The sequence below is a fragment of the Dulcicalothrix desertica PCC 7102 genome (genome assembly GCF_003991905.1).
GTDB lineage: Bacteria > Cyanobacteriota > Cyanobacteriia > Cyanobacteriales > Nostocaceae > Dulcicalothrix > Dulcicalothrix desertica.
This window is the reverse complement of record NZ_RSCL01000013.1, coordinates 254,225-276,728: the sequence shown is the minus strand read 5'-3', so window position 1 is coordinate 276,728 and position 22,504 is coordinate 254,225. Positions and strand designations below refer to the sequence as shown.

The 22,504-nt window shown below is 36.8% G+C and carries 13 protein-coding genes and 1 pseudogene; 5 read left to right on the top strand and 9 right to left on the bottom strand.

The window, feature by feature from the left end; genetic code table 11:
• A partial coding sequence (locus DSM106972_RS26765) for a DEAD/DEAH box helicase (RefSeq protein WP_411675334.1) occupies positions 1–2,027 on the bottom strand: 2,027 nt, incomplete at its 3' end.
• A 129-nt stretch (positions 2,028–2,156) separates the two neighbouring features.
• On the opposite strand from DSM106972_RS26765, the gene DSM106972_RS26760 reads away from it, so the two are divergent.
• Entirely contained in the window at positions 2,157–2,705 is a 549-nt protein-coding gene (locus tag DSM106972_RS26760) for a hypothetical protein (protein WP_127083546.1), read from the top strand.
• On the opposite strand, the gene DSM106972_RS26755 is transcribed toward DSM106972_RS26760, so the two are convergent.
• Positions 2,635–3,633, bottom strand: coding sequence for a phosphatase PAP2 family protein (locus DSM106972_RS26755; protein ID WP_127083545.1), 999 nt, complete (start codon positions 3,631–3,633; stop codon positions 2,635–2,637). The two genes, DSM106972_RS26760 and DSM106972_RS26755, sit on opposite strands and share 71 nt — an antisense overlap.
• A gap of 70 nt (positions 3,634–3,703) precedes the next feature.
• Here DSM106972_RS26755 and DSM106972_RS26750 point away from each other — a divergent pair.
• A pseudogene (locus DSM106972_RS26750) lies at positions 3,704–5,178 on the top strand (site-2 protease family protein).
• 138 nt (positions 5,179–5,316) lie between these two features.
• Positions 5,317–5,898 carry a Uma2 family endonuclease gene (locus tag DSM106972_RS26745; RefSeq protein WP_127083544.1) on the top strand — a complete coding sequence of 194 codons (582 nt, stop codon included), beginning with the start codon at positions 5,317–5,319 and terminating at the stop codon, positions 5,896–5,898.
• A 211-nt stretch (positions 5,899–6,109) separates the two neighbouring features.
• Here DSM106972_RS26745 and DSM106972_RS26740 read toward each other — a convergent pair whose 3' ends face one another.
• Positions 6,110–6,601, bottom strand: coding sequence for a DUF3122 domain-containing protein (locus DSM106972_RS26740; RefSeq protein WP_127083543.1), 492 nt, complete (start codon positions 6,599–6,601; stop codon positions 6,110–6,112).
• A 254-nt stretch (positions 6,602–6,855) separates the two neighbouring features.
• Between DSM106972_RS26740 and DSM106972_RS26735 the strand changes: the two genes are divergently transcribed.
• Positions 6,856–9,024, top strand: coding sequence for a WD40 repeat domain-containing serine/threonine-protein kinase (locus tag DSM106972_RS26735; RefSeq protein ID WP_127083542.1), 2,169 nt, complete (start codon positions 6,856–6,858; stop codon positions 9,022–9,024).
• A 42-nt stretch (positions 9,025–9,066) separates the two neighbouring features.
• Here the strand turns inward: DSM106972_RS26735 and DSM106972_RS26730 are convergent, their stop codons facing one another.
• From DSM106972_RS26730 to DSM106972_RS26715, 4 genes are all read right to left on the bottom strand, one after another.
• A complete protein-coding gene (locus tag DSM106972_RS26730; RefSeq protein ID WP_127083541.1) occupies positions 9,067–9,378 on the bottom strand; it encodes a hypothetical protein in 312 nt (103 codons plus the stop codon).
• Positions 9,379–9,593: 215 nt separating this feature from the next.
• Positions 9,594–10,403: a DUF928 domain-containing protein gene (locus DSM106972_RS26725; RefSeq protein WP_127083540.1), complete on the bottom strand. Its 810-nt coding sequence runs from the start codon at positions 10,401–10,403 to the stop codon at positions 9,594–9,596.
• A 22-nt stretch (positions 10,404–10,425) separates the two neighbouring features.
• Positions 10,426–12,795: a CHASE2 domain-containing protein gene (locus DSM106972_RS26720; protein WP_127083539.1), complete on the bottom strand. Its 2,370-nt coding sequence runs from the start codon at positions 12,793–12,795 to the stop codon at positions 10,426–10,428.
• A 39-nt stretch (positions 12,796–12,834) separates the two neighbouring features.
• Entirely contained in the window at positions 12,835–13,782 is a 948-nt protein-coding gene (locus DSM106972_RS26715; protein ID WP_127083538.1) for a DUF1822 family protein, read from the bottom strand.
• A gap of 1,043 nt (positions 13,783–14,825) precedes the next feature.
• Here DSM106972_RS26715 and DSM106972_RS26710 point away from each other — a divergent pair.
• Positions 14,826–16,295: a DUF6788 family protein gene (locus tag DSM106972_RS26710; protein ID WP_127083537.1), complete on the top strand. Its 1,470-nt coding sequence runs from the start codon at positions 14,826–14,828 to the stop codon at positions 16,293–16,295.
• Positions 16,296–16,345: 50 nt separating this feature from the next.
• Here the strand turns inward: DSM106972_RS26710 and DSM106972_RS26705 are convergent, their stop codons facing one another.
• A complete protein-coding gene (locus DSM106972_RS26705) occupies positions 16,346–21,625 on the bottom strand; it encodes a trifunctional serine/threonine-protein kinase/ATP-binding protein/sensor histidine kinase (protein ID WP_127083536.1) in 5,280 nt (1,759 codons plus the stop codon).
• A 119-nt stretch (positions 21,626–21,744) separates the two neighbouring features.
• Positions 21,745–22,329 carry a YdeI/OmpD-associated family protein gene (locus tag DSM106972_RS26700; RefSeq protein ID WP_127083535.1) on the bottom strand — a complete coding sequence of 195 codons (585 nt, stop codon included), beginning with the start codon at positions 22,327–22,329 and terminating at the stop codon, positions 21,745–21,747.
• Positions 22,330–22,504 lie beyond the last annotated feature (175 nt).

The window sequence follows — 22,504 nt, the reverse complement described above, 5'->3', positions numbered from 1 at the left end:
ATTATACGCTGTGTACATAACGAAGTTATCTCCGGTTCAAGATTCTCTACTTTATCTCTGGGTAATCTAACTGTAATATAATATGGACACGAACCACCAATGCTTTTTATTTCTAACGATTCCCGGCAAAATGTATTCAGCATTCTTTCTAAAGTTTTAAATCCTGCTGTTCCTAACCAAGGAAATATTACACATTTACCTTTCGGTAGTCGCACAATATAGTTCTCATCCAAACTCAAGCCTTGTACTAGTTCGCGTACTTGTTTTAATCGCTTTAAAGCATTTGGTTGTAAATAGCTATATTCAGTATCTTCGCACAATACGCGACGCATACGTTGTAGAACTTTAGTATGTATGGCGCCACTACCACCACGCCAAAATACACTACCTTGTCCTTCAGTTGGTTTAACTGATACCGATTTTTTACGAAAGTCTACATCTAAGACTTGCCATGTTCTTCCTGCTAAACCAAATTCACTACCAACAGTTGGTATCATGGCTATACTACCAATATTAGTTGCATTACAGTTAACGGCAAATTCGAGATTTTCGGGGAAAACAGCGTAAAACTGGAATCTATTGACTATTTTCTCGCCGTTCATGCCTAATATTAATCGACCTTTGTCTGTTTTCTGGATATGGTCAATACCTACTAGGTAGTTTAGTAATAATCGATAATCGTCTTGAGATATATATTGAAAAGTTGATAAAGCTAAGATTCGTTTTGCCAAATTAGCTGGTGATATTTCCGAACTAGCTGCAATCATACTCATTGTTTGGTGATATAATAATGAGAATGGGTATTTTACTGGTTTAAACGGCTCTACCCAACGTTCTTGCATGTAAAGCTGTATAATGGCGATGCTTTGTATAAGCTGCCACGGTATTTGTTCGTATATAGGCGCCTCATCTAAAACTTCTTCTTCTGCACATACAAAGCGCATATCTGAAGGTTTACCGCGTCTTCCTGCACGTCCTAACCTTTGTAAAAAACTTGCTACAGACATTGGTGCTTCTAATTGAATAACTCGTTCTAAGTTTCCAATATCCACACCTACCTCTAACGTTAAAGTTGCCGCAGTCACAGCAGGTTTATCTTTCTCACGCATAGCATTTTCTGCTTGTTGTCGTAAACTCGCAGCAATGCTGCCATGATGGACATGGTAAATATCTGGCTCTTTTTCTTGTGCGGCAATTTGTCGTAATGCTGCTACTATCGATTCGGTTTGGGCTTTATTATTGGCGAAGATAAGACATTTACTGTTTTTGCTGAGATTATAAATGTATTGCGAGTAAGCGTTTGTTTCATATGAAAGGGCGCCGTCACTTATGTAAAAATGTTCTAAAGCTAGTTTTATATTACGTTTTCCTGCTTCGAGCTTTGGTGTGATTACTTGTTTATCGGTATCTGAACGTAACCACTCGGAAGCTAACTCATAATCTCCTAATGTTGCCGATAACCCAATTCGACGATGTTGTTTTCCTGTAACTTGGGCAATACGCGCAAGTTGGCATAATATTTGACAACCTCGTTCGGTTCCCATAAAAGCATGAACTTCATCGATAATTACAAAACGTAAGTCTCCAAACAATCTGGGCAAATCATCATTTTTGTTAATTAACAAACTTTCTAATGACTCTGGAGTTATTTGTAAAATTCCACGTGGGTTTTTTAAGGCTTTATTTTTATGACTTTGCGCTACGTCTCCATGCCAAGGTATTACTGGGATATCAGCTTCGCGTAATAATTCATTCAGACGCTCAAATTGGTCATTTATCAACGCTTTGATGGGACCAATATAAATCACTCCAATACTACGGGGATTTTCTGCGTGTAATACCGTGATTACTGGCAAAAAAGCCGCTTCTGTTTTACCTGCGGCAGTTCCAGCAGCAACCAGCAAATGCGCGTCTGTGTCAAATATTACTTCACTTGCTGCCGTTTGAATGGGTCTTAATTCTGTCCAGTTATTGTTATAAATATATTCTTGGATAAACGGCGCCAGTCTGTTAAAGGTTTTGTTCATGTTAAATATACATATATATAGAGAAATTACTTAAGCTTACATCAAATACAAACACAAGTAATCTTACAGTGGAACGGCACCGTGAAGTAAAGCTATAAATGCAACATAATAAATTGAACAATAACAATAATGGATATATCTAAGTTTATTAAGGAACCATCTCAACGTAAGGTGATGATTCTCAAGAATGATGATATTGTTGAGATTTTTGTTCCTTCGGTAGGATTTTTTTCGCGTTTTACAATGCTAGCTCTGATTTTCTTGATTTTCCCAGTTTGTTTAATTAATTTTTTTACGCTTTCACTAAAACATGATATTAGATTATTCCCACCTGTATTTACTTTTAATTTAGTAATTTCACTTATAGCTATTGGAGTAGTTCTGCTATCTGAGTTTGCTCAAAAACGCTTTTCTATCACTCGCAAAAAAATATCTTGGAGCTATGAAATTTTTGGACTGAAGCTAAAAGAGCCTTTCCCAGCTTCAGTTCCGGGAATTGTTCGCATTGCAAAAACTCGCCAATATTGGAATCGCTGGTTTCTGGAAATTTGGGCTGGGCGCCGACTTTACGAAATTTCTACCAGCGATTTCTCTCCATTTGCAGTGACTAATTCTGAAATTGACCTGCTAGCACGGGAACTGAGTAATTGGTTTGAATTGACGATTCTACAGGAGTAGACTTGACGTTGAAAAGTATACAAGCTGTTAACCACACTAAACCAGCAGCATAACCAGCCGTAACATCTGTCAACCAATGTACACCCAAATATAACCGGCTAAAACCAATTGTCATAATGAAGGCAACCGCAAGTGCAGAAATTTGATTACGGTACTGAGGATATTGTTTAGCCAGGGTGTAGCCAATATAGCCATAAACTATCATCGATACCATTGAGTGACCACTGGGGAAGCTGTGATGACTAACTTCTACTATTCTGTCCCATAATAAAGGACGTGACCGAGCAAATAATAATTTGAGTAGACAATTCAATCCAATTCCACCAAATGCAGCAACCATCAGGGTATTTGCATCTCGGCGCCGATTATGACGTAGTAACCAATGTCTATATAATCCACTAACCAATAGTAAAGTTACCCCTTCCCCAAATAATGTAACACCAACCATAACAGTATCAAGCAACGGAGAATGTAATTTCTGAATCGTCAACAAAACCCGTTCATCAAGCCCACGCGCATACACTAACAGAGTACAAACTGCCAACACACCAACGGCGCCCACAGCCGTCGTAATAAGTACTTTAGTACTTTCCCCCACCTCAACTTCCCGCTCCAAATCCACAACCTGAGCAGGCACGGTATAACTAACATCCATACTGTAACTTGAGACAATTTGTTGAATTAGTCCAGCAATAGCGCTTTGACTCCAGTTGGGATGATAGAACACAAGAATGTTACCTGTATCACTATTTGCTTGCACTCGTTCGATAGCTCTGTGCTGCGATAGTTGAGATTCTAAATATTTTTTGAGCGCTTTATTCCCATATAGTCCGTACACTTTATATCTGGCTCTACCTGTAACAGCAGTATGTACAGGGGTAATTAATGAGTCTTTGTGTGTGATAGTGCGCGAAAGTTCGTTATACATTAGTTTAGTTAGTAGTTTTAAATAAATTGCTTTCCAGAAAGACTAGGTTAATAAACAAAAGGTTTGGAAGATGTTTACTACGTCAGAAACTCCTGTAATCGCGACTATTTTAGCTGTCGCTTTTGGTATTTTAGGTTGGGGCTTTTATCGCGCCAGACCTTTTGGTAAGCTAGGAATCTTAGCCTGGTTGCAATCGCTTGTGCTAATGACTCCGTGGCTACTGTTCTTTGGCTTATTCGCTGCGGGCATTTATATTAATATTATCGGCATTGTTTTGCTGTTAGTTGTCTCCGCAGGAATATATGTGTACTTAGGGCGCCAACTCCGTGCGGCTGGACAAGATGCTATTTTACGCCAAAAAGCCGTAGATAGGTTGAAGAGTGAAAGTGAATCTAATACTAATACACCGACCGTAGCTGTAGTGATACCCGAAACACTATCAATACCCGATGATGATTTGAGTGCAATTAAAAGTATTTTTGGTATTGATACCTTTTTTGCTACGGAAACAATTCCTTATCAAGATGGCGCCGTCTTTAAAGGTAATCTACGAGGAGAACCCGAAGAAACTCACAACCGCTTAACTGAGAGTTTAAAGTCACGTCTAGGTGATAAATATAGATTGTTCCTCGTAGAAAATGCTGACTCTAGACCTGTTGTTATAGTGCTTCCTAGCCGTAATGACCCGCGTCCAATGTCGATAGCGCAAAAAGTGTTTGCTGGAGTTTTGTTAATTGCGACACTAGGTACTTGCTTAGAAGCTGCTGGTTTACTCTTGGGTTTTGACTTCTTTTCTTATCCTGTACGCTACCAAGAGACTTTACCTATCGGTGGAGGCATTTTCATTATTTTAATCGCGCATGAAATTGGTCATTGGGTATCTGCACGGCGCCATCAAGTTCGTTTGAGTTTACCTTTTTTCTTGCCAGCAGTGCAAATAGGTTCATTCGGCGCCATTACTCGTTTCGAGTCATTACTACTCAACCGTAAAGTTTTATTTGATATATCCCTTGCTGCCCTGCGACTGGAGGAATTCTTTCTCTAGTACTGTTAATAGCTGGATTGTTGCTATCAAAACAAAACAGCTTGTTTCAAATACCTAACGAGTTTTTCCAAGGTTCCATTTTAGTTGGAACTTTAAGCAAAGTAGTACTAGGAAAAGCGTTACAATCACCAACAGTACCAGTAAACCCATTAGTAATTATTGGATGGTTGGGTTTAGTAGTAAATGCTTTAAATTTAATGCCCGCAGGTCAATTAGATGGTGGTCGCATTGTTCAAGCAATATATGGACGCAAAATTGCCAGTCGAGCTACTATTGCCACCTTAATAGTACTAGCACTTGTATCTCTTGGTAATCCATTAGCTATGTACTGGGCAATAGTAATTGTATTTCTACAACGTGACCTCGAACGTCCTAGCTTAAACGAAATTACCGAACCCGACGACCAAAGTGCAGCTTTAGGTTTACTCGCACTATTTCTAATGATTGCAACACTTATACCCCTAACCCCCGCTTTAGCCGGTAGATTAGGAATTGGTTAGATTGAAACCCGGTTCTTCAGCACTAAGCATTACAACTATAAATGTTTATCACAGAAACCGGGTTTCTTCGTAAAGTACAATTGGACTATTACGCGGGCGCCACCAATTAAAATTATAATCCATAAGGAAATCTCCACTATGTCTTTCCCGCTTGTCTTACAGTTACCCTCTTCATATAAAATGACTCCTGAACAGTTTTTTGAGTTCTGTCAGGTTAATCGTGACCTACGCATCGAACGTAATAAATATGGAGATATATCAATAATGCCTCCTACTGGTGGAATAACTGGAAATCGTAATTTCAACATCGCTGTGCAATTAGGAGTTTGGTCAGAACAAGACGGCACTGGTATTTGTTTTGACTCTAGTACTGGATTTACACTATCAACAGGCGCCGAGCGTTCTCCTGATGCTTCGTGGATAAAATTAGAACGCTGGAACAGTCTATCACAAGAACAGCAACAAAAGTTTGCCCCCCTAACTCCAGATTTTTTAATTGAGTTGAGGTCAGCGAGTGATAATCTCAAACCATTACAAGAAAAAATGGAAGAATATATGCGAGAAAATGGGATACAGCTTGGTTGGTTAATCGATAGAAAAAATCGTCAGGTGTATATTTATCGTCCGTCCATTTCTGTAGAATGTCTTGATAATCCTCCTACATTAGATGGTGAGAATGTTTTACCTGGATTTGTTTTAAATATGAGTAAGGTGTGGTAATTCATGACGGCGGCACATTCTCTAAGTCTTTCAAATCAAATATATCAGCAAACGTTTGTTATCAGCCACAACGCTCTTGTCTGTGCTGATTAGGTTACAAGTCTTATATACTATCCGGTTTTGGCGCCTTTGCGTTGCGTTCGAGAAACCCGGTTTCTGTTATAAACATCCTGACGTATAATGCTTAGTGAGGAAGAAACCGGGTTTCAATCTAATCAAACTCGGTGACTAGCATTTGCCATTCGGTGATAATGTTTGTGGGTATTTTGATTTGAGTGTCTGAACCTGATAGTGGGAGATTTAGTTTTAAGGATTTGGTTGTTGGTAGTTGATTTAATATGGCTGTGAATTTATATTCTCCTACATTCGGCGCCGGTGAACCGGATGCATAAACATCTGGTGCAGCTAATAATAACCCATGTGCTGTCATGACTTCTAAGGCTTTTGGATGCTCGAATTTTACTATACTTGGAAAACCGACTAATCGAAGATTGATGTCGGACGAGGCACCGGGATTTTTAACTTTGTATAATATAATTTGCCATGCATGTCCTGTTTCATCTTTGATTGATGCTTGTGAATGATAGCGCATTACTCCTGGTGATTCTTGGTGCTGACGAAGTAATGCGCTTGCACTTGGTGTGAAGAAAGTAAATGTTAGCGTTAATAACGTCAAAAAATATACTAGAAGTTTCCTTGTCATTTTTAACTAGCGTGCTTCATCAAGTAAATTCTATATCTATAATTGTATAATTTTTTCACTAATCTACCGTTTTTATCCTGAAATATGCAGTTGATTCAACCGTAATATTAAACCATAATGTATAGACGTGATTAATCGCGTTTCTACAAAATTTTGGATATTATATATGTATCTCATGTACCTGAATATTGCTGTATATTCATTTTCTTTGTCAATAATTAATAATAAATCTATCTATAGGTAGATGCACAGCTATGGTCTGTTGCCTAAATCCAATCTGTCATAACCCGCCAGCACCTGATGGCACAAAGTTTTGCCTTAATTGCGGTGTTCCTTTGGTAGTACTCAGAAATCGTTATTGCCCAATTAGACCATTGGATAGTGGGGGATTTGGGAAAACTTATTTGGCATCCGATACTGATAAATTAAATGAAGAATGTGTCATTAAGCAATTTGCGCCGCAATTCCAAGGAACAGCAGGACTGCAAAAGGCAACAGAGTTATTTGAGCAAGAAGCTAGAAGACTACAACAGTTAGGAGAGCATCCACAAATTCCAACGCTGTTAGCTTACTTTCAAGAAAATAATTGCTTATATTTGGTACAACAGTTTATCGATGGGCAGGATTTATTCAAGGAATTACAACAGCAGGGAACTTTCAGCGAGGCTCATATTAAAGATTTGTTACAAGATTTGTTGAATATTCTCAAAATTGTACATCAACAGAAAGTTATTCATAGAGATATTAAGCCAGAAAATATTATTAGGCGCCGTGATGGCAAAATTGTTTTAATTGACTTTGGTGCATCCAAGCAACTCACCAAAACAGTCATGACATCAAAAAAAACTATAATTGGTTCTCTTGGTTATGCACCACTGGAACAAATGCAAGGAGGAGAAGCTTATCCAGCCAGCGATTTATTTAGTTTGGGTGTAACATGTTTTCATTTACTGACAGGAACTCATCCTTGGGAGTTATGGAAACATAATGGTTATGGTTGGATTCCAAAATGGTATCAGTATTTAAAACAGCCTTTAAGTCAAGAATTAGGGCTGATTTTGACTAAAATGCTACAAGTAGAATACACACAGCGTTACCAGTCAGTTGCACAAGTCTTACAAGATTTAAATTCCCCACCGTCACCGTCAGTATCCCCAACGAAACCTAAAGTTGCGACTCAATCATCATGTCCTAAACCTGCTCCCAAACCATCAGCATCCCCAAAAAAACCTAAAGTTGCGACTCAATCATTACGTTCTAAACCTGCTCCCACACCTACTACATATACGTTAAACCAGAAAAATCAAGAAAATAAAAATTTGTGGATTATTACTTTGCTTGGAATAATGGGATTTTCAGCTTTGTTATTTGGTGGTTCTTTACGTTCTTTATATACAGATTCCCCATCTCCCACCTCAATTTCAAAATCTCGTGTTACATCTGTCAATAACTCAGGCGCCTCTCCACTCTATAGTTTAGAAACTAATTCTGATTCTGTTAATTCCATAGCCATTAGTCCAGATAGTAAAACTCTTGTTAGTAATGATGCAGGTAATACTATTAAACTGTGGAATATTATAACAGGAAAGCAAACCCGCACTTTTAATGGACATTCTAAGTTTGTTTATTCCGTAGCTATCAGTCCAAATGGCAAAACTCTTGCTAGTGGTAGCGGAGACAAAACTATTAAACTATGGAATATTGCAACAGGAAAGTTAATTAGCACTTTAACTGGTCATTCTGAGTATGTTAGTTCTGTAGCCATTAGCTTAAATGGTAAAACTCTTGCCAGTGGTAGTGGAGACAAAACTATTAAACTATGGAATATTGCAACAGGAGAGTTAATCCGCACTCTAACTGGACATTCTAAGTATGTTAGTTCTATAGCCATTAGTCCAGATGGCAAAACTCTTGTCAGCACTAGTGCAGATAGTACTATTAAGGTGTGGAATATTGCAACAGGAAAGCAAGTTCAAACTTTTAGTTATGGTTCATCAGGCGCCAGTTCTATTGTCATGAACCCAAAGGGTAAAACTTTTATTAGTAGTTACAACAATAATATTAATTCTTTGGATCGTCCAGCAAAATTACCAGGAACGAGGGTTGCTCCAGTCAGTTCTATAGAAAGCTACTCTCTGAGACAGTGGAACGTCGCAACAGGGGAGTCAACTCTCATTCCGTTTGGTTCTTCTAGTTATATCAATTCTTTGGCTATTAGTCCAGATGGCAAAATTCTTGCCATTGGTAGTGAGAAAAGCGCGAACATCAAACTTTATAATATATTAACAGAAAAGGAAATTCGCACCTTAACTACTCATTCTGGCAATATTCAATCTCTTGCTTTCAGTTCAGATGGTAAATTGCTTGTTAGTAGTGGTACTGATAAAACCATTAAAATATGGCGCCTGATGGATATACTGTAAATCCGTTATTAAGTTAAAAAAGAGTCGGCGCCTATACCAATTCTACTTTTTTCTAATTTTAACTAACTTTGGATAATGCCGATAATAGTCTGAGTCAGGGATAGAACCAAGCTGACCCCAAAAGCTTTTTTGCTTACCTATATCTTCCTTCGCCAAATCTTCAATATAAATTATACTTTTGAGCATAAACCCTTCGGGGAATGCAGCGCTAGCACCTGTATTATTGGGCGGTACATATTCAACAACGCCTTCAACAAATACAGTAGGTGTAAAAAAGCGTAACCCAGATATAGTAAAAACTACACCAATAAAAACACCTAATAAAAATATTAATATTAATTTTAATTTTCCCATTATCTTCTGCCAATATAACCTTCTCTTAACTCTTTTATTATTTCTTTCTTAGCGTACTTTGCGTGCTTTGCGGTTCGTTTATTCAACATCCAAAATAAATGACAAGTACATTGTTAAGGTGGACACTGCCATCCTACAAATATCCTCTCTGTTTCTTTGTGGTAAAAAATATATTGACTGCACAGGCGCCCATCCTGTGCTACAAGAGGTTAAAATTAATGTTGCTTGCTTAATCTATTGTAACTATTTGGGTCATCTGAAATTATTCGCATGTCGGCAATTTCATCTAAACCGATGTTATTAAGCAAGTTTTTCCAGTCGGTTTGAATGGTAGTATTTTGAGGGTTTTGTTGTTTTAGCTGTATGAGCGTTGCCAAAGCTTGATGCCATATACCGTTTTGAGCATATATGGCAAATCTTTGCAATGGTTGCGCGGTTTGTAGTTGTTGATGAATTGTTGCTGCAAGATTAACCCGACTAACTACACCTTCAACGTAAACTGGAGGTGATTTTTTGTCTTGGTTACAATATACAGAAAGAAACCAACGGTATTGCTTATTAACTTCTAATGCAGGAATGTGTGCTGGAACTTTTATATTGATTATTCCAGGTTGTTTGGGTAGAGATATCTCTTTTTTATAAACTGGACTTGATTTTTCATTCAGAAGTACAAATTCTGTTGGATACCCAGAACTCTTTGTGTAGGGAAGGTAAAACCAAAAGGTCGGACGTTCATCTGTCGTTAATCCCCACACGTTTTTTACTGTTGCTGGTTCTTCGGTTTCTGGCATTAAAGCGGTGAGTTTAGGAGTCGTCGAAGGACATGTATCACGACGACCACCTCCTGTGCGACGTCCTCCTGGTGGTGTTCCTTCTGGCAACTTTGGACGCACAAATTCTTTATTTACACTTTTTTGAACTTGTTTTGATGATACAGACAATATCGACTTTATCTCAGATGCTTGACTACTACACGCAAAAGCTAATGTTACAAATATTATTTGTGATTGTAAAAAAAATTTCATATTTCCACCTACGGCAAAATAGCTAAAACCTAATGCTCTTTATTATCAAAGCCGTTCCACTTAATGCTATTACACTTGGTACTAACGGCGCCCAATAACTCGATAACAGGAACCCAAAACACACTATATAAACTATTCCAGCCGCTGTCATGATAGTGATTATCAATTGCATTCTTTGTTTAGGCAATCGTAGCGTTAAAACTCCTCCTACTAAAGATGAACTCAATATCCAAATTATCTCATGTATAGGCGCCAAAGTTTGTAGTAAAGAGCGATTATCAAGAACATGACTAAGAATTTGACTTAGCATATGTGCGTGAATTAGCACTCCTGACTTTTGTGTATCTGGGTCACTACCTAACGGGGTTGGTAAATAATCTTGTAAATCTCCTTTGGCAACAACTCCAATAAGTACAATTTTGTCCTTGAAGGAATTTGGGTTGACCTGAGAGGTTAAAATTTCTGTCAGCGATACTTTCTCAGATAGTTTATCACTCGCGCGCCAGTTGAGCAAAACTTGTCCACCACTCGCGTCGATATTTTGATATCCTCCACTATAACGAGTCAAGGGTTGGAAAGTCACTTTGTCAATTTTGAGTGTATTATCAGCAGGGTTTATAGTAACTTCCTTAATACCTTTAAATTTAAAATATTCAAACGCTAACTGTAAGCTTAAAGAATACTCTGCTGTACATAGCGAGTTGGGTTCTTGCTTCATAAACAATAGATGGCGCCTAATTATACCATCTTCGTCTCGAATAAAATCACTAAATCCCAAACGGTCTCGAATATCTTGAGAAGGGATTTCTGGTGGTGGTGCTATACCTTTACTATTGGCGCCAATATAACTACCTTTACATATAGTAATTAAATTTGTTGTTTGCTGAAGACGCTTTGTTAACTCTGGGTCTTCAGATTTAAAGTCGCGGTATATATCTAGACCAATTACAGAGGGTTGATACTGTTCTAATTTTTCTAAAAGTATGTTTAAATATTTATCTGAGATTGAAGTTCCCTTCAGAGACTCACCTTTGCGACGTTGTTCTGCTAAGTCATTATCATCTATTGTCACCATTATTATACGATTATCGGGTTGTTCTTTAACTACTAAAGAACGTAGCCACAGCATCTGGTCGAATGTTTTTAACTCTGTATTCTCAAATAACCCAAATAATCGCATTAATATTAATACGGATGTAACTAAACTAACAATTATAGTAAAGTAGATTTTATTTCGATAATTATAAAGATTATTTGACGGTGCCGATATCTTATTATTGTTATTATTACTTATTTCTGTAGATGTTGTGATATTATTTAAAAGCTGGCGCCAATTTAAGGGTATCTGTATCGGATTACTTTGGCAAATCATTGGTAGCCAAGTGCAATTGGGAAATTTATCCTCAAGTCCCTGTAATCTCTCTCTGGCAAGACGTACAGCGAGATAAAATTCTGTTCCATTTGCAAATTCCGAAAGAAAATACTTTAAAAATTCGCTAGCAATTTTGTCAGGAACAGGTTCACGCATAAAAATGATTTCGGGTATTTGTAAGCAAGAAAGTTCTCTTGCTAACCCTAAACCATCACAAGAATTAAATATTGCTAATTGTAATCCACGAGCAACAGCTTTTTTAAGCGCATACCGCAGTTCTGTCATACTCAAACTATCGGTTTGATTCAAATATATTTTGCCGCTTTCGTCTGACTGCGTTAAACTGTGTCCAGCAAAAAATAATATATCCCAATTATTATCCCATAACTGGTCATTCAACTCCTGGCGCCTTGGCTCGACTAAAAAAGTAATATCTGTGTCGGGTATTCGTTCGAGTATGTTTCTATCTGCTTTAGTATCAATACCTCTACTATCACCAACTATTGCTAAAATCTTAACCCTCGAATTGGTATGATGAATAATATCGCTGCGTTCGTAGTTGGGAGATGAAACTGCTATTTCTGATGAAGTGTAGCGTTCTAACAAGTCCCAAGCGTGCCAAGGCAAGCGTAACAATGTACTATTTTCTGTTTGTAGTATAACTCTAATATTATCTGTACTATCGAGACGTTCCAACCATTTTTCTCGTAATGGACGGAAGGAATCAGATTGTAACCAAGAATTAAAGTTTGTGCGGAGAATTTGAGCAGTTGTTTGACAATCAGCAGTTATGGATACATTCGTTACCTGTACTTTATCAGCAGACAAACGAAACGCACTACCTAAACGTCGGTAATTTGAACGCCAATGATTATAGTACATTAATAATTGCGGCGCCGCTGGTAATCTACCCATAATTTCGATATCAGGTAGTCTACCTTCAGTCCCAATTTGTAACGTTACAGTAAATCCGACATCGAAACTGCCGTCACCAAATTTTAAAACAACTAGCTTGCCCATATAACAAAGTGTGAAGTCCCAAATTCGGTAGTATACGAACTAAATTACAAAATGTTCGGTAATATAAGCTCCATCATGTCCTACCCTTACACTAAACCTTTCTCCAACTTCACCACTAAACTGTAACTGAATGTAATTATCGGCACTTCGTGATTGAGCTTCTAAGAATAAATTCAGAGACTCATCCAATACAGATAATACAATAGATGGCTGTAAATAAACGGCGCCTGTGGGATGCAATTGTAGACGTACACTAGTTTTAGAATCTGATTGAGGTGTAATTTCCACTATTAATATAACGGGTTGATTGGCAATTTGAATTCCCAAATCAAATAACTTTGCCCGTCTAACGGAATGTGCCTCAGTCTCCTTTAATACTGTATCACCACTAATAGCTTCCACACTACGAAAAACATACACGGGTCGAAGTTGAGGATTTTCGAGTAAAGACTCAACAGTTTGCCAACCATATTCAACCACACCAGACACCCATCGACTCAAACTAACTAAAGTTGATTGAGCTAACTTCTGCCATTCAAGATATTCTACTAAACCCTCCAACGGCAACAACTCATCGTAATGCAGTACTTCAGTACTGCAACCCTTTACAAACCCCATCACTTTAGCTTCCTCCAAACACTCATCAATCACCACCACAACATAAGCTACACGTGTACCCCAACTTTCAGGAGGGATGTAACAAAAATCCTCATTTATAGAAGCAGGACGACATTCAATTTTACCAACCCCAGGCACATCCAAATCAGCAACATCCGTAGATAACCGCATAACTGGATTCCAAGAGTCACCAACATTAACGTCAGTTGACACACCCATTAAATTAAGGTAGTAGCTCACAGTCAACACTGAAAGTGTATTCAAAAGAACTTTTTCGGCTTTTTCACGAGTTGGTTGCTGAGTCGCAAAACTCCGTGCTGTAAGAATCGCAGTTTCAGATATTGGCAGTGGCAAAGCATTGCATGTCATATTTACTCCTAGACGGTAAATGCTGCTATTCAGATATCTGCTAATTTTAAAGATATTACGCACGATATCTATAAAATTCTCAAGAACTAGCAACTTTTCCACTATACGGCAGTAATATACTAAACTCGGCGCCTACTCCTAATTGTGATGTAAAAAACAACTGTCCGTTATGCTGTATTCTCATTTGGTTGACTACGTTCCTACCCGTATAGTACTCAAAGTACTATGCGGTGGGGCAAAAGTCCTCGCGCATAGGACTAAATAATAAATGTTGTTTTTGTTACTGCTATTTATGTATTTAAAAGTTTTTACTTAGATGTGCAAGATTTCAGTTAATCGATAACCTTAAACCCGTTCCTTGCTCTAGAGGTTTTATTGTAAAAAATAAGTCAATTATTTTGTTTCTGATTCTGACGGAAAGTGATGCAGCAACTACTGGTTTTATTTGACGCAAGCAGTGCAAGATCAAAAGTCAGAACTGTGAAGCATACAAAAGATAAAGCTTGACTAAGTTTAAGCATATATTCGTATGTAAGTAAATTTGATTAACTTGGTAATTTTGAAAACAAGCCATCATTTATGCAGGCGCCGATCTTGTTAATATTAGAAAACTTAACGTATTGTATTTGTAGAATTGTTACAGGCGCCGCCACAATCATACATGAACTGCCTATTGATTAGCTGAATATTTGCTCCCCGATTGCCCATACGAGCAGTATTGAAAATGAAGGTCTTTTTTATAACTCATAAAAAAAATGGGCGAACCGGGAGTAATTACTTTACTATTGCCTGTAATTACTATCGCAATTTGCTTATTTCTTAATTTTTGCCATCAGCTAATACAGACTGCTTATATTCTACAATAAACTACATCGCTATATTCCTATATTCTCTTTACACGGTGCTAGCTCATGTCTTACAATCATCTGAACAGAGAAAAATAACAACTAGCAATGAAGTTAAAACCTGCACAGCAAGCATGTATTTAACGAATACTTTTTAATAATAATGAGAATTATATTTATTAAGGGTGCTATTACATAATGGAATCACGTTCAATTTATAACATCAACTCGCGGCAACAACAACAGCCAGTACAAGCTTCAAATTCATTACCAGCAAATGTTAACAGTTATTTCAACTCAATTGTTTATGGCGCCAAAAAGGTTGTACTGAGTAGAGTAAGAAACAATGGTGGCAAATACTCAATATCAGGAGAAGATAACAAAAATAACCCTAGTAAAAACAGTGGGTATGCAAAAGGAAGTGGTTCTATTTACTGCCGTACAATTACAAAGAATGGAAAAGATTATTCGCAATTCTTTTATAGTTGGAAGCTTCAGGGCAAAAAACGAACGAAATATATTCCCAAAGACCTAGTAAGTCAAGTTAAAGAAGCTGTTGAGCAAAAACGCACGGTTGTAGAGATATTAAAATTACTAGGGGATATGGGAAACGACCCTAGTAAAAACCCTAGTAATGATTCGGGTAGTAATATATCCCCTAGTAAAAATAACCCCAATTTACTAGGGGATATGGAAAACGACCCTAGTAAAAACCCTAGTAATGATTCGGGTGGCAATATATCCCCTAGTAAAAATAACCTCGATTTACTAGGGGATATGGAAAACGACCCTAGTAAAAACCCTAGTAATGATTCGGGTGGCAATATATCCCCTAGTAAAAATAACTCCGATTTACTAGGGGATATGGAAAACGACCCTAGTAAAAACCCTAGTAATGATTCGGGTAGTAATATATCCCCTAGTAAAAATAACTCCGATTTACTAGGGGATATGGAAACCAACCCTAGTAAAAACCCTAATAATCGCTCCGGTGGCAATATATCCCCTAGTAAAAATAACCCCAATTTACTAGGGGATATGGAAAACGACCCTAGTAAAAACCCTAGTAATGATTCGGGTGGCAATATATCCCCTAGTAAAAATAACCTCGATTTACTAGGGGATATGAAAAACGACCCTAGTAAAAACCCTAGTAATGATTCGGGTGGCAATATATCCCCTAGTAAAAATAACCTCGATTTACTAGGGGATATGAAAAACGACCCTAGTAAAAACCCTAGTAATCGCTCCGGTGGCAATATATCCCCTAGTAAAAATAACCTCGATTTACTAGGGGATATCGCAACCAACCCTAGTAAAAACCCTAGTAATGATTCGGGTAGTAATATATCCCCTAGTAAAAATAGCCTCGATTTACTAGGGGATATGGAAAACGACCCTAGTAATGATTTCGGTGGTAATATATTCCCTAGTAAAACACGACGGAAAAAAGGGGAAGGTAGTGGTTATGTTTATTGGCGCCTAGTTAAAAAAAATCGTAAGGTTTATTTACAAGCTTATTACCATTACGAAGTTTGGAGTGAGGGAGATAGACTCATTAAATCATCAAAGTACATCTCTAAACGAATATTGCCTCAAATCTTAAAATTGGATGAGCAGAAAGCACCTGTTAGCGATATCTTAACTGTATTGAGAATAATCATTTAAGCGTAGCATTTTCCCGGCGCCAAGCGGCAAATGATTCATGCATCGACTTGTCAGGAACAGGCAACCACTTTAGTATAGGGCAGTAATATCGTAAACTCAGTACCTACTCCTAATTGTGATGTAAAAAACAACTGCCCGCTATGTTGCATTATAATTTGATGGCTAATGGATAACCCTAAACCCGTTCCTTGTCCTACTGGTTTGGTTGTAAAAAATGGGTCGAGTATTTTCTCTCTGATTTCTGGATTAATTCCTTTTCCATTGTCTGCAATTACTACAGCGATTTGATTGTTTCTTAATTCAGTAATAATTCTTATTTTCGGCGCCTTAATATTTACCACAGCATCAATGGCATTATTAAGTAGATGCATAAATACCTGGTTTAATTCTCCTGCAAAACAAAATACTTGAGGTAAATTACTATACTCTTTAATAACTTGAATTTTTTCTAATTTTGGCGTTAAAAGCATCAAAGTATTATCTAAACCTTCATGAATATCAGCTTCCTTATACTCAGCTTCATCCAAACGCGCAAAATTTCTCAAAGACAGTACAATATCCTTTACTCTTGCAACTCCATTCTTCATCGACATAAACGCTTTGGGTAAATCGGATTGCATAAATTCCAAGTCAAAGCTATTCTCATCATTGATAACTGAATTTGGATAATCTTGTTGATACTTCTGCACTATATCAAGTAAAGATTGGGTAGATTCGTGTGTATATGTAATGTTACCCTGAATAAAGTTGATGGGATTGTTGATTTCGTGAGCTATTCCCGCAACTAGTTGTCCTAAACTCGACATTTTCTCACTTTGAATCAATTTTAACTGAGTTTCACGTAATTCTTGAGTACGTTCAGAAACTTTTTGCTCCAAAGTCTCATAAAACCGTGCGTTCTCCAAAGAAATTGCAGCTTGAGCAGCAATTATGCTGAGTAGTTCTATATGATTACTTGTAAAGGCGCCTTTTACAAGATTGTTCTCTAAATATAAAATTCCAACCAGTTCATTTTTACTGATGACTGGAAAAATTAAAGCTGACAATGGCTGATACTTTTGTATGTAAGTATCTTTACTCCATATTTCTAAGGCGCCATCATCTAATAATAAGTAATTACGAGTGCGTTGCACATAATATATAAGAGAAACAGGTAATTGATGAGATTCGGTAAGCGCTCTAGATTGTAGTACTTTAGCATTATCGCTATCAGTGTCTAAGACAGCTTCTATATATAAATCTTGTTGACGCACTGCTAAAAAGTAGATTTTTTGCGCTCCTGCGTTCTCACGTATTAATTGCATTAGTATGAACAGCAGTTTATCAATGACTATCTCGCTTGATAAAGCTTGATATGCTTTGACTACTGTAGTTATATCAAATGAGGCGCCTTTATAAGTAGTAGCTGTATTCGTGATATTCGTGATATTCGTGATATTAGTTGTATTAGTTTTAGTACTATTTAATAGACAGGTAGGTTGTGAGATAATCGTAGTTAGATAAGGGTATTGTGATTCGAGATGTTTGACTTTAGCGTTTGCTCCCCACTTTTTATAAGCATAATAAGCATCACTCAAATAAAGTTTGGCAATTTTTGGTTTATCTTGGCTCAAATAAAATTCACCTGCGAGTTCATAAGCTAAAGCAAGTTCAAGAATAAATTCGTTTTCACTTGCGTTTTTAATCGCAGCATCATAAAACTGCATTGCTTCCCAATACTTACCTAATATCCGAGACTTCTCTGCTTCGACTAACTCATATTTATTTTGATAATTACTAGGACAATGTGCTGCCCAATCTTTCATTTGCGCTTGATTTAATTCAATTTGATTTAAATACACTTCTTGTTGTAATGAACAGACATTGACATAATTAGCAATCAGTGACAAAGAATAATAAAAATTGTGTTGCGGTATAGTTACTGATGATACCATAGTCATCGTATTCTTCTCTGCTAAAAGAGCATATTCGATAGCTTCTGTATATCGCTTGAATAAATAGTTAAGAATTAACTTAGAAAAGTCAACTATAAACATCAAAATCGAAATTTTATTATCAATGATAAATGGCATCATTTGATTTTCATCGAAGCTTTGCCCGTTTAGCTCGCATGGATGACTATTTACACCTTTTAAATTCAAAATTAATTGATGCAAAATTTTAATAAAATAAATGGAAACTAATTGATTAAACTTCTCTAAAAAAATAATTTTATCAGCCATTTTAGCAGCAATTAAATCAATTGTCTCTGTACCAAATATTAAATTTAGGCAATAATAACCAGAACCGATACTAGCATATTCTAAATCACCTATTTCAATTGCTTTATACATCGTGTGTAAAAGTGGCTGTAATGTGAATTTAATATGTTGTTTCCAATGAGCAATTAAACCATAATAAATTACTTTTACTTTGGGATAAAATCTATTATCATTAAATTTGTCTAAAATTTGAAGCGATAATAATCCATATCGATAACCTAAATCAATATTGCCAGTACCATTACTATTAAAACCACAAGCAACATACGCATAAGCAGCAGTACCCGAATGACCATATTGCATAGAAATATCTGCCATCGTCAAGATGATTTTTCTATATAAGTTAGCATCAGACATGAATGCACAACCAGAAAATGTCACCAGCACTTTTAACACAGCTATTTGGTATTCATCTTGAATTTCTGGTAAATTTTCTAATTTATCAAAATCTACATTCTCTGGTAATTCTTCTAGCAAGTTAACTTTTAGTTCTTCGAGTGCTTCTATTCCAAATTCAATTCCATTTTGGTATTGTGCTGTACTGTAATAAGTTCGCAATATTATTTCGTATGCAGCAACTTTATCGAGTACATCTACAGCTTGGCTTAATATAACTTTACTCAATTCTAACGCACGTTGGTAATTGATATTTAAAAATTCGGCGCCTGCTAATTCTGTGTATAAATCTAAAGTTAGTTTATAATGAGTTTGCCAGGTGTTTACGGGTAGTAAGTTTGAATTGAAGTTTAGATTACGAACTGCTGTATCATATGCATTTGCTGCTTTTGCTTTTTGACTAGCTTTAATGTTAAGCTGTATTAGCTGCTCTTTTTCAGATGCGGTTAATAAATCAACAGCAATATTTAGATGATTAACGGTATCTAATATATTATCTTCTAACTTATGTGCTGAGGTATTGAGTAAAAGTTGACCGATTTTAAGATGTATAGTTGGTTTTTGGTTATCTGGAATTAAACAATAAGCAGCTTGCTGTACTCTATCATGAAGAAATTTAAACTCTAACTTGGAATCGTAAGCATCAGAACTATTTGCCATTAGCAATGACAATTTAGAGCTAGAAGTGATTGGTAAAATAAATCCTTGCTGTATTGCTATCCACAGAGTGTTAAGAAGTTCAGATATAGATAAATCTAATACTGCTGCTAATATATGTAACTCAAAGCAGGCGCCTATACAAGCTGCAAACTGTAACGCTGACTGTGTTGTACTAGGTAATTTACTAATATTACTCGACATTAGCTCTACAACACCCAAGTTTATAATACCCGCACTTTGAATTTGCTCTAGCTCCCAACTCCAACACTCACAAGCAAAATCAAAGCGTAGTAATTCTTCTTGATACAGCGTTTTCAGCATCTGCGTCAAAAAGAAAGGATTACCCGATGTTTGATTGAATAATAATAATGCTAACTCTTGATGATGCGTTGTTAATGGTTCTTGTAAAGCATCACTGACTAACTGTTGTACACACTCAAGTGCTAATGGCTTAAGTGTTATATAATTTACTGTTGTTCCAGCTTTTTGAATATCCTCTACAGTTTGCATTAGTACATGTGTAGAACTGACTTCATTATCTCGGTATGCTCCAATAAAGAGTAAATATTGACTATCGCTTATGTTAAGTAAAAGCTGCATTAACTTCAGCGAGGCAATATCTGCCCATTGTAAGTCATCGATAAACACAACCAAAGGATGTTCTTTCAAAGCAAAAACATCTACAAATGCACGGAATACCTGGTTAAAACGGTTTTGTGCTTCTGTAAAACTTAAAGCTGCAACAGGCGCCTCCACATCCCCTATAATTAATTTGAGTTCTGGAATAATATCTATTATTACTTGTGCGTTGGGAAATAACGCAACTAATAACTTATCTTTCCAAACTCTTAACTCTTGGGTACCGAGCGTAAGTAACTGTTGTATTAGTGATTTAAAAGCTTGAGTAAAAGCAGCATAAGGAACCGTGCGATGAAATTGGTCGAATTTACCGAAGACGAAAAATCCCCGCTGTAGCACAATGGGTTTATGAATCTCATGTACCAAAGAAGATTTTCCAATCCCTGAATATCCGGATACCAACACCACTTCACTTCTGTTGGTCTTTTTATCTTCTTTTGTAGTTCGTTCAAAAGCAGCTAATAACGTTTTGACTTCTTGTTCTCGTCCATATAGTTTTTCACAGAATAGCAGTTGAGCAGTTTTGTCATTCTCCCCTAACGCAAAATCTCTAATTGCTCCAGTACTTTTAGCTTCATCCAAGCAGCATTGTAAATCTTTCAATAATCCATTCGCGCTTTGGTAACGGTCTTCTGCGTTTTTAGCCATTAATTTCTCAATTATCGCAGCTAACACAGGTGGTACGTTTGAATTTGTTTGAAGAGACGGCGCCGAAAGAGCAATGTGAGAATATATAATATTCAGGGCATCATCCGATTGAAACGGTAAGTTACCTGTAAGCATTTCATAGAAAGTTACCCCTAACGAGTAAAAATCGCTGCGGTAATCAAGCGAACGATTCATCCGTCCTGTTTGTTCGGGGGATATATACGCTAAAGTACCTTCGAGTTGGTCGGGGTTAACGATTTGGAGTGTTTCTTTATCTAAACGTGAAGCGATGCTAAAGTCTGTTAACTTAACTTCGTGCGTATGTGGATTTATAATGATATTTGCTGGTTTAACATCTTTATGAATGATGTGGTGTTGATGCAGCGATAAAAGTGCTTGTGCAAGCTGTACGGCAATGCTTAGAAATGAAACGAGTGATAATTGATGATTTTCTAGGTAATGCTTGAGACTTATACCACCAAAATCGGACAATACCAAAACCACACTATTTTGATAGTTCTCTAAACTTATAGCTCTAACAACCGTGGGCAAGTCTAGACTTTCAATAATACTGTACTCATGCTTTAACCGTGCTACTTGCTCAAGCGAAGGATACTCAGCTTTGAGAACCTTGAGAATTACTCGTCTAGATTCCGACACCCCTCGGTAAATGACTGAATTTAAACCTTCGTGAATTAATTCTGTAATTTCATAACCGAGTATCATCGACTGCATCATCATCTCCAGGGAAATTTAACTAACTGTCACTGTCTCTATATTTCCCACTGGCAAAACAAATATAACCAATTGAATCAAAATTAAATTTCATCCTTGACAAAATAAGTTTATTGTGATAAAGGATTTTTATTTTGTGCTGCTGCATTTACCGTTTGCTCAATCCGGTTTAATCTTGTTTCTAGGCGCCGCGCAGATGTAATCCATGAAAGGATATTCTTTTTAGAGGTGTTGCTAAATGCTTGGAAATTCTGAAACGCTATCTCGTTTGCTTGCAAAGCTAATTGTAAATCATCTGGAATAATCAACGCTTCGATAGCATCCAAGCTAGTCCAAGAACCATCGAGTTTTGCTGCTTCAATTTTAATTAAACCAGCTTCGGTCATTAAACGAAGTTCGGTAAGTTCTTCTATATATTGCTTATTTAGCTTTGACCAAACGCTTTTGGGTTTGCGAGGTGTAAATATTTGCATGTAACGTTCTGCATCTAAGGATTTAACTTTGCTATCAATCCACCCAAAACACAAAGCTTCTTTTACCGCTTCGCTATATTTTACACTTGCTTTACCGCTTTTAACTTTGTAATAAATAAGCCAAATACCTTCCTCAGTACTGTGGTTTTCTCTAAGCCATTGGCGCCATTCTTGACGCGATGGCGCATAGATCGATTTTAGCGTATCTTCAAATTTTGGCATTGTCAATTTTATTCCAACCTAAAGATAGATGTAATTTTATTATTTTTTTGCATTATATCTATCTGAATTGTTTGCTCTCTGAAAGTCTGGAAAAACTGACTTATCGATTAGCTCAATATCGCTAACTTCTTCATTTGTCTTGTAAATACGTGAGCGTAAAAGCCGAACGCTACTA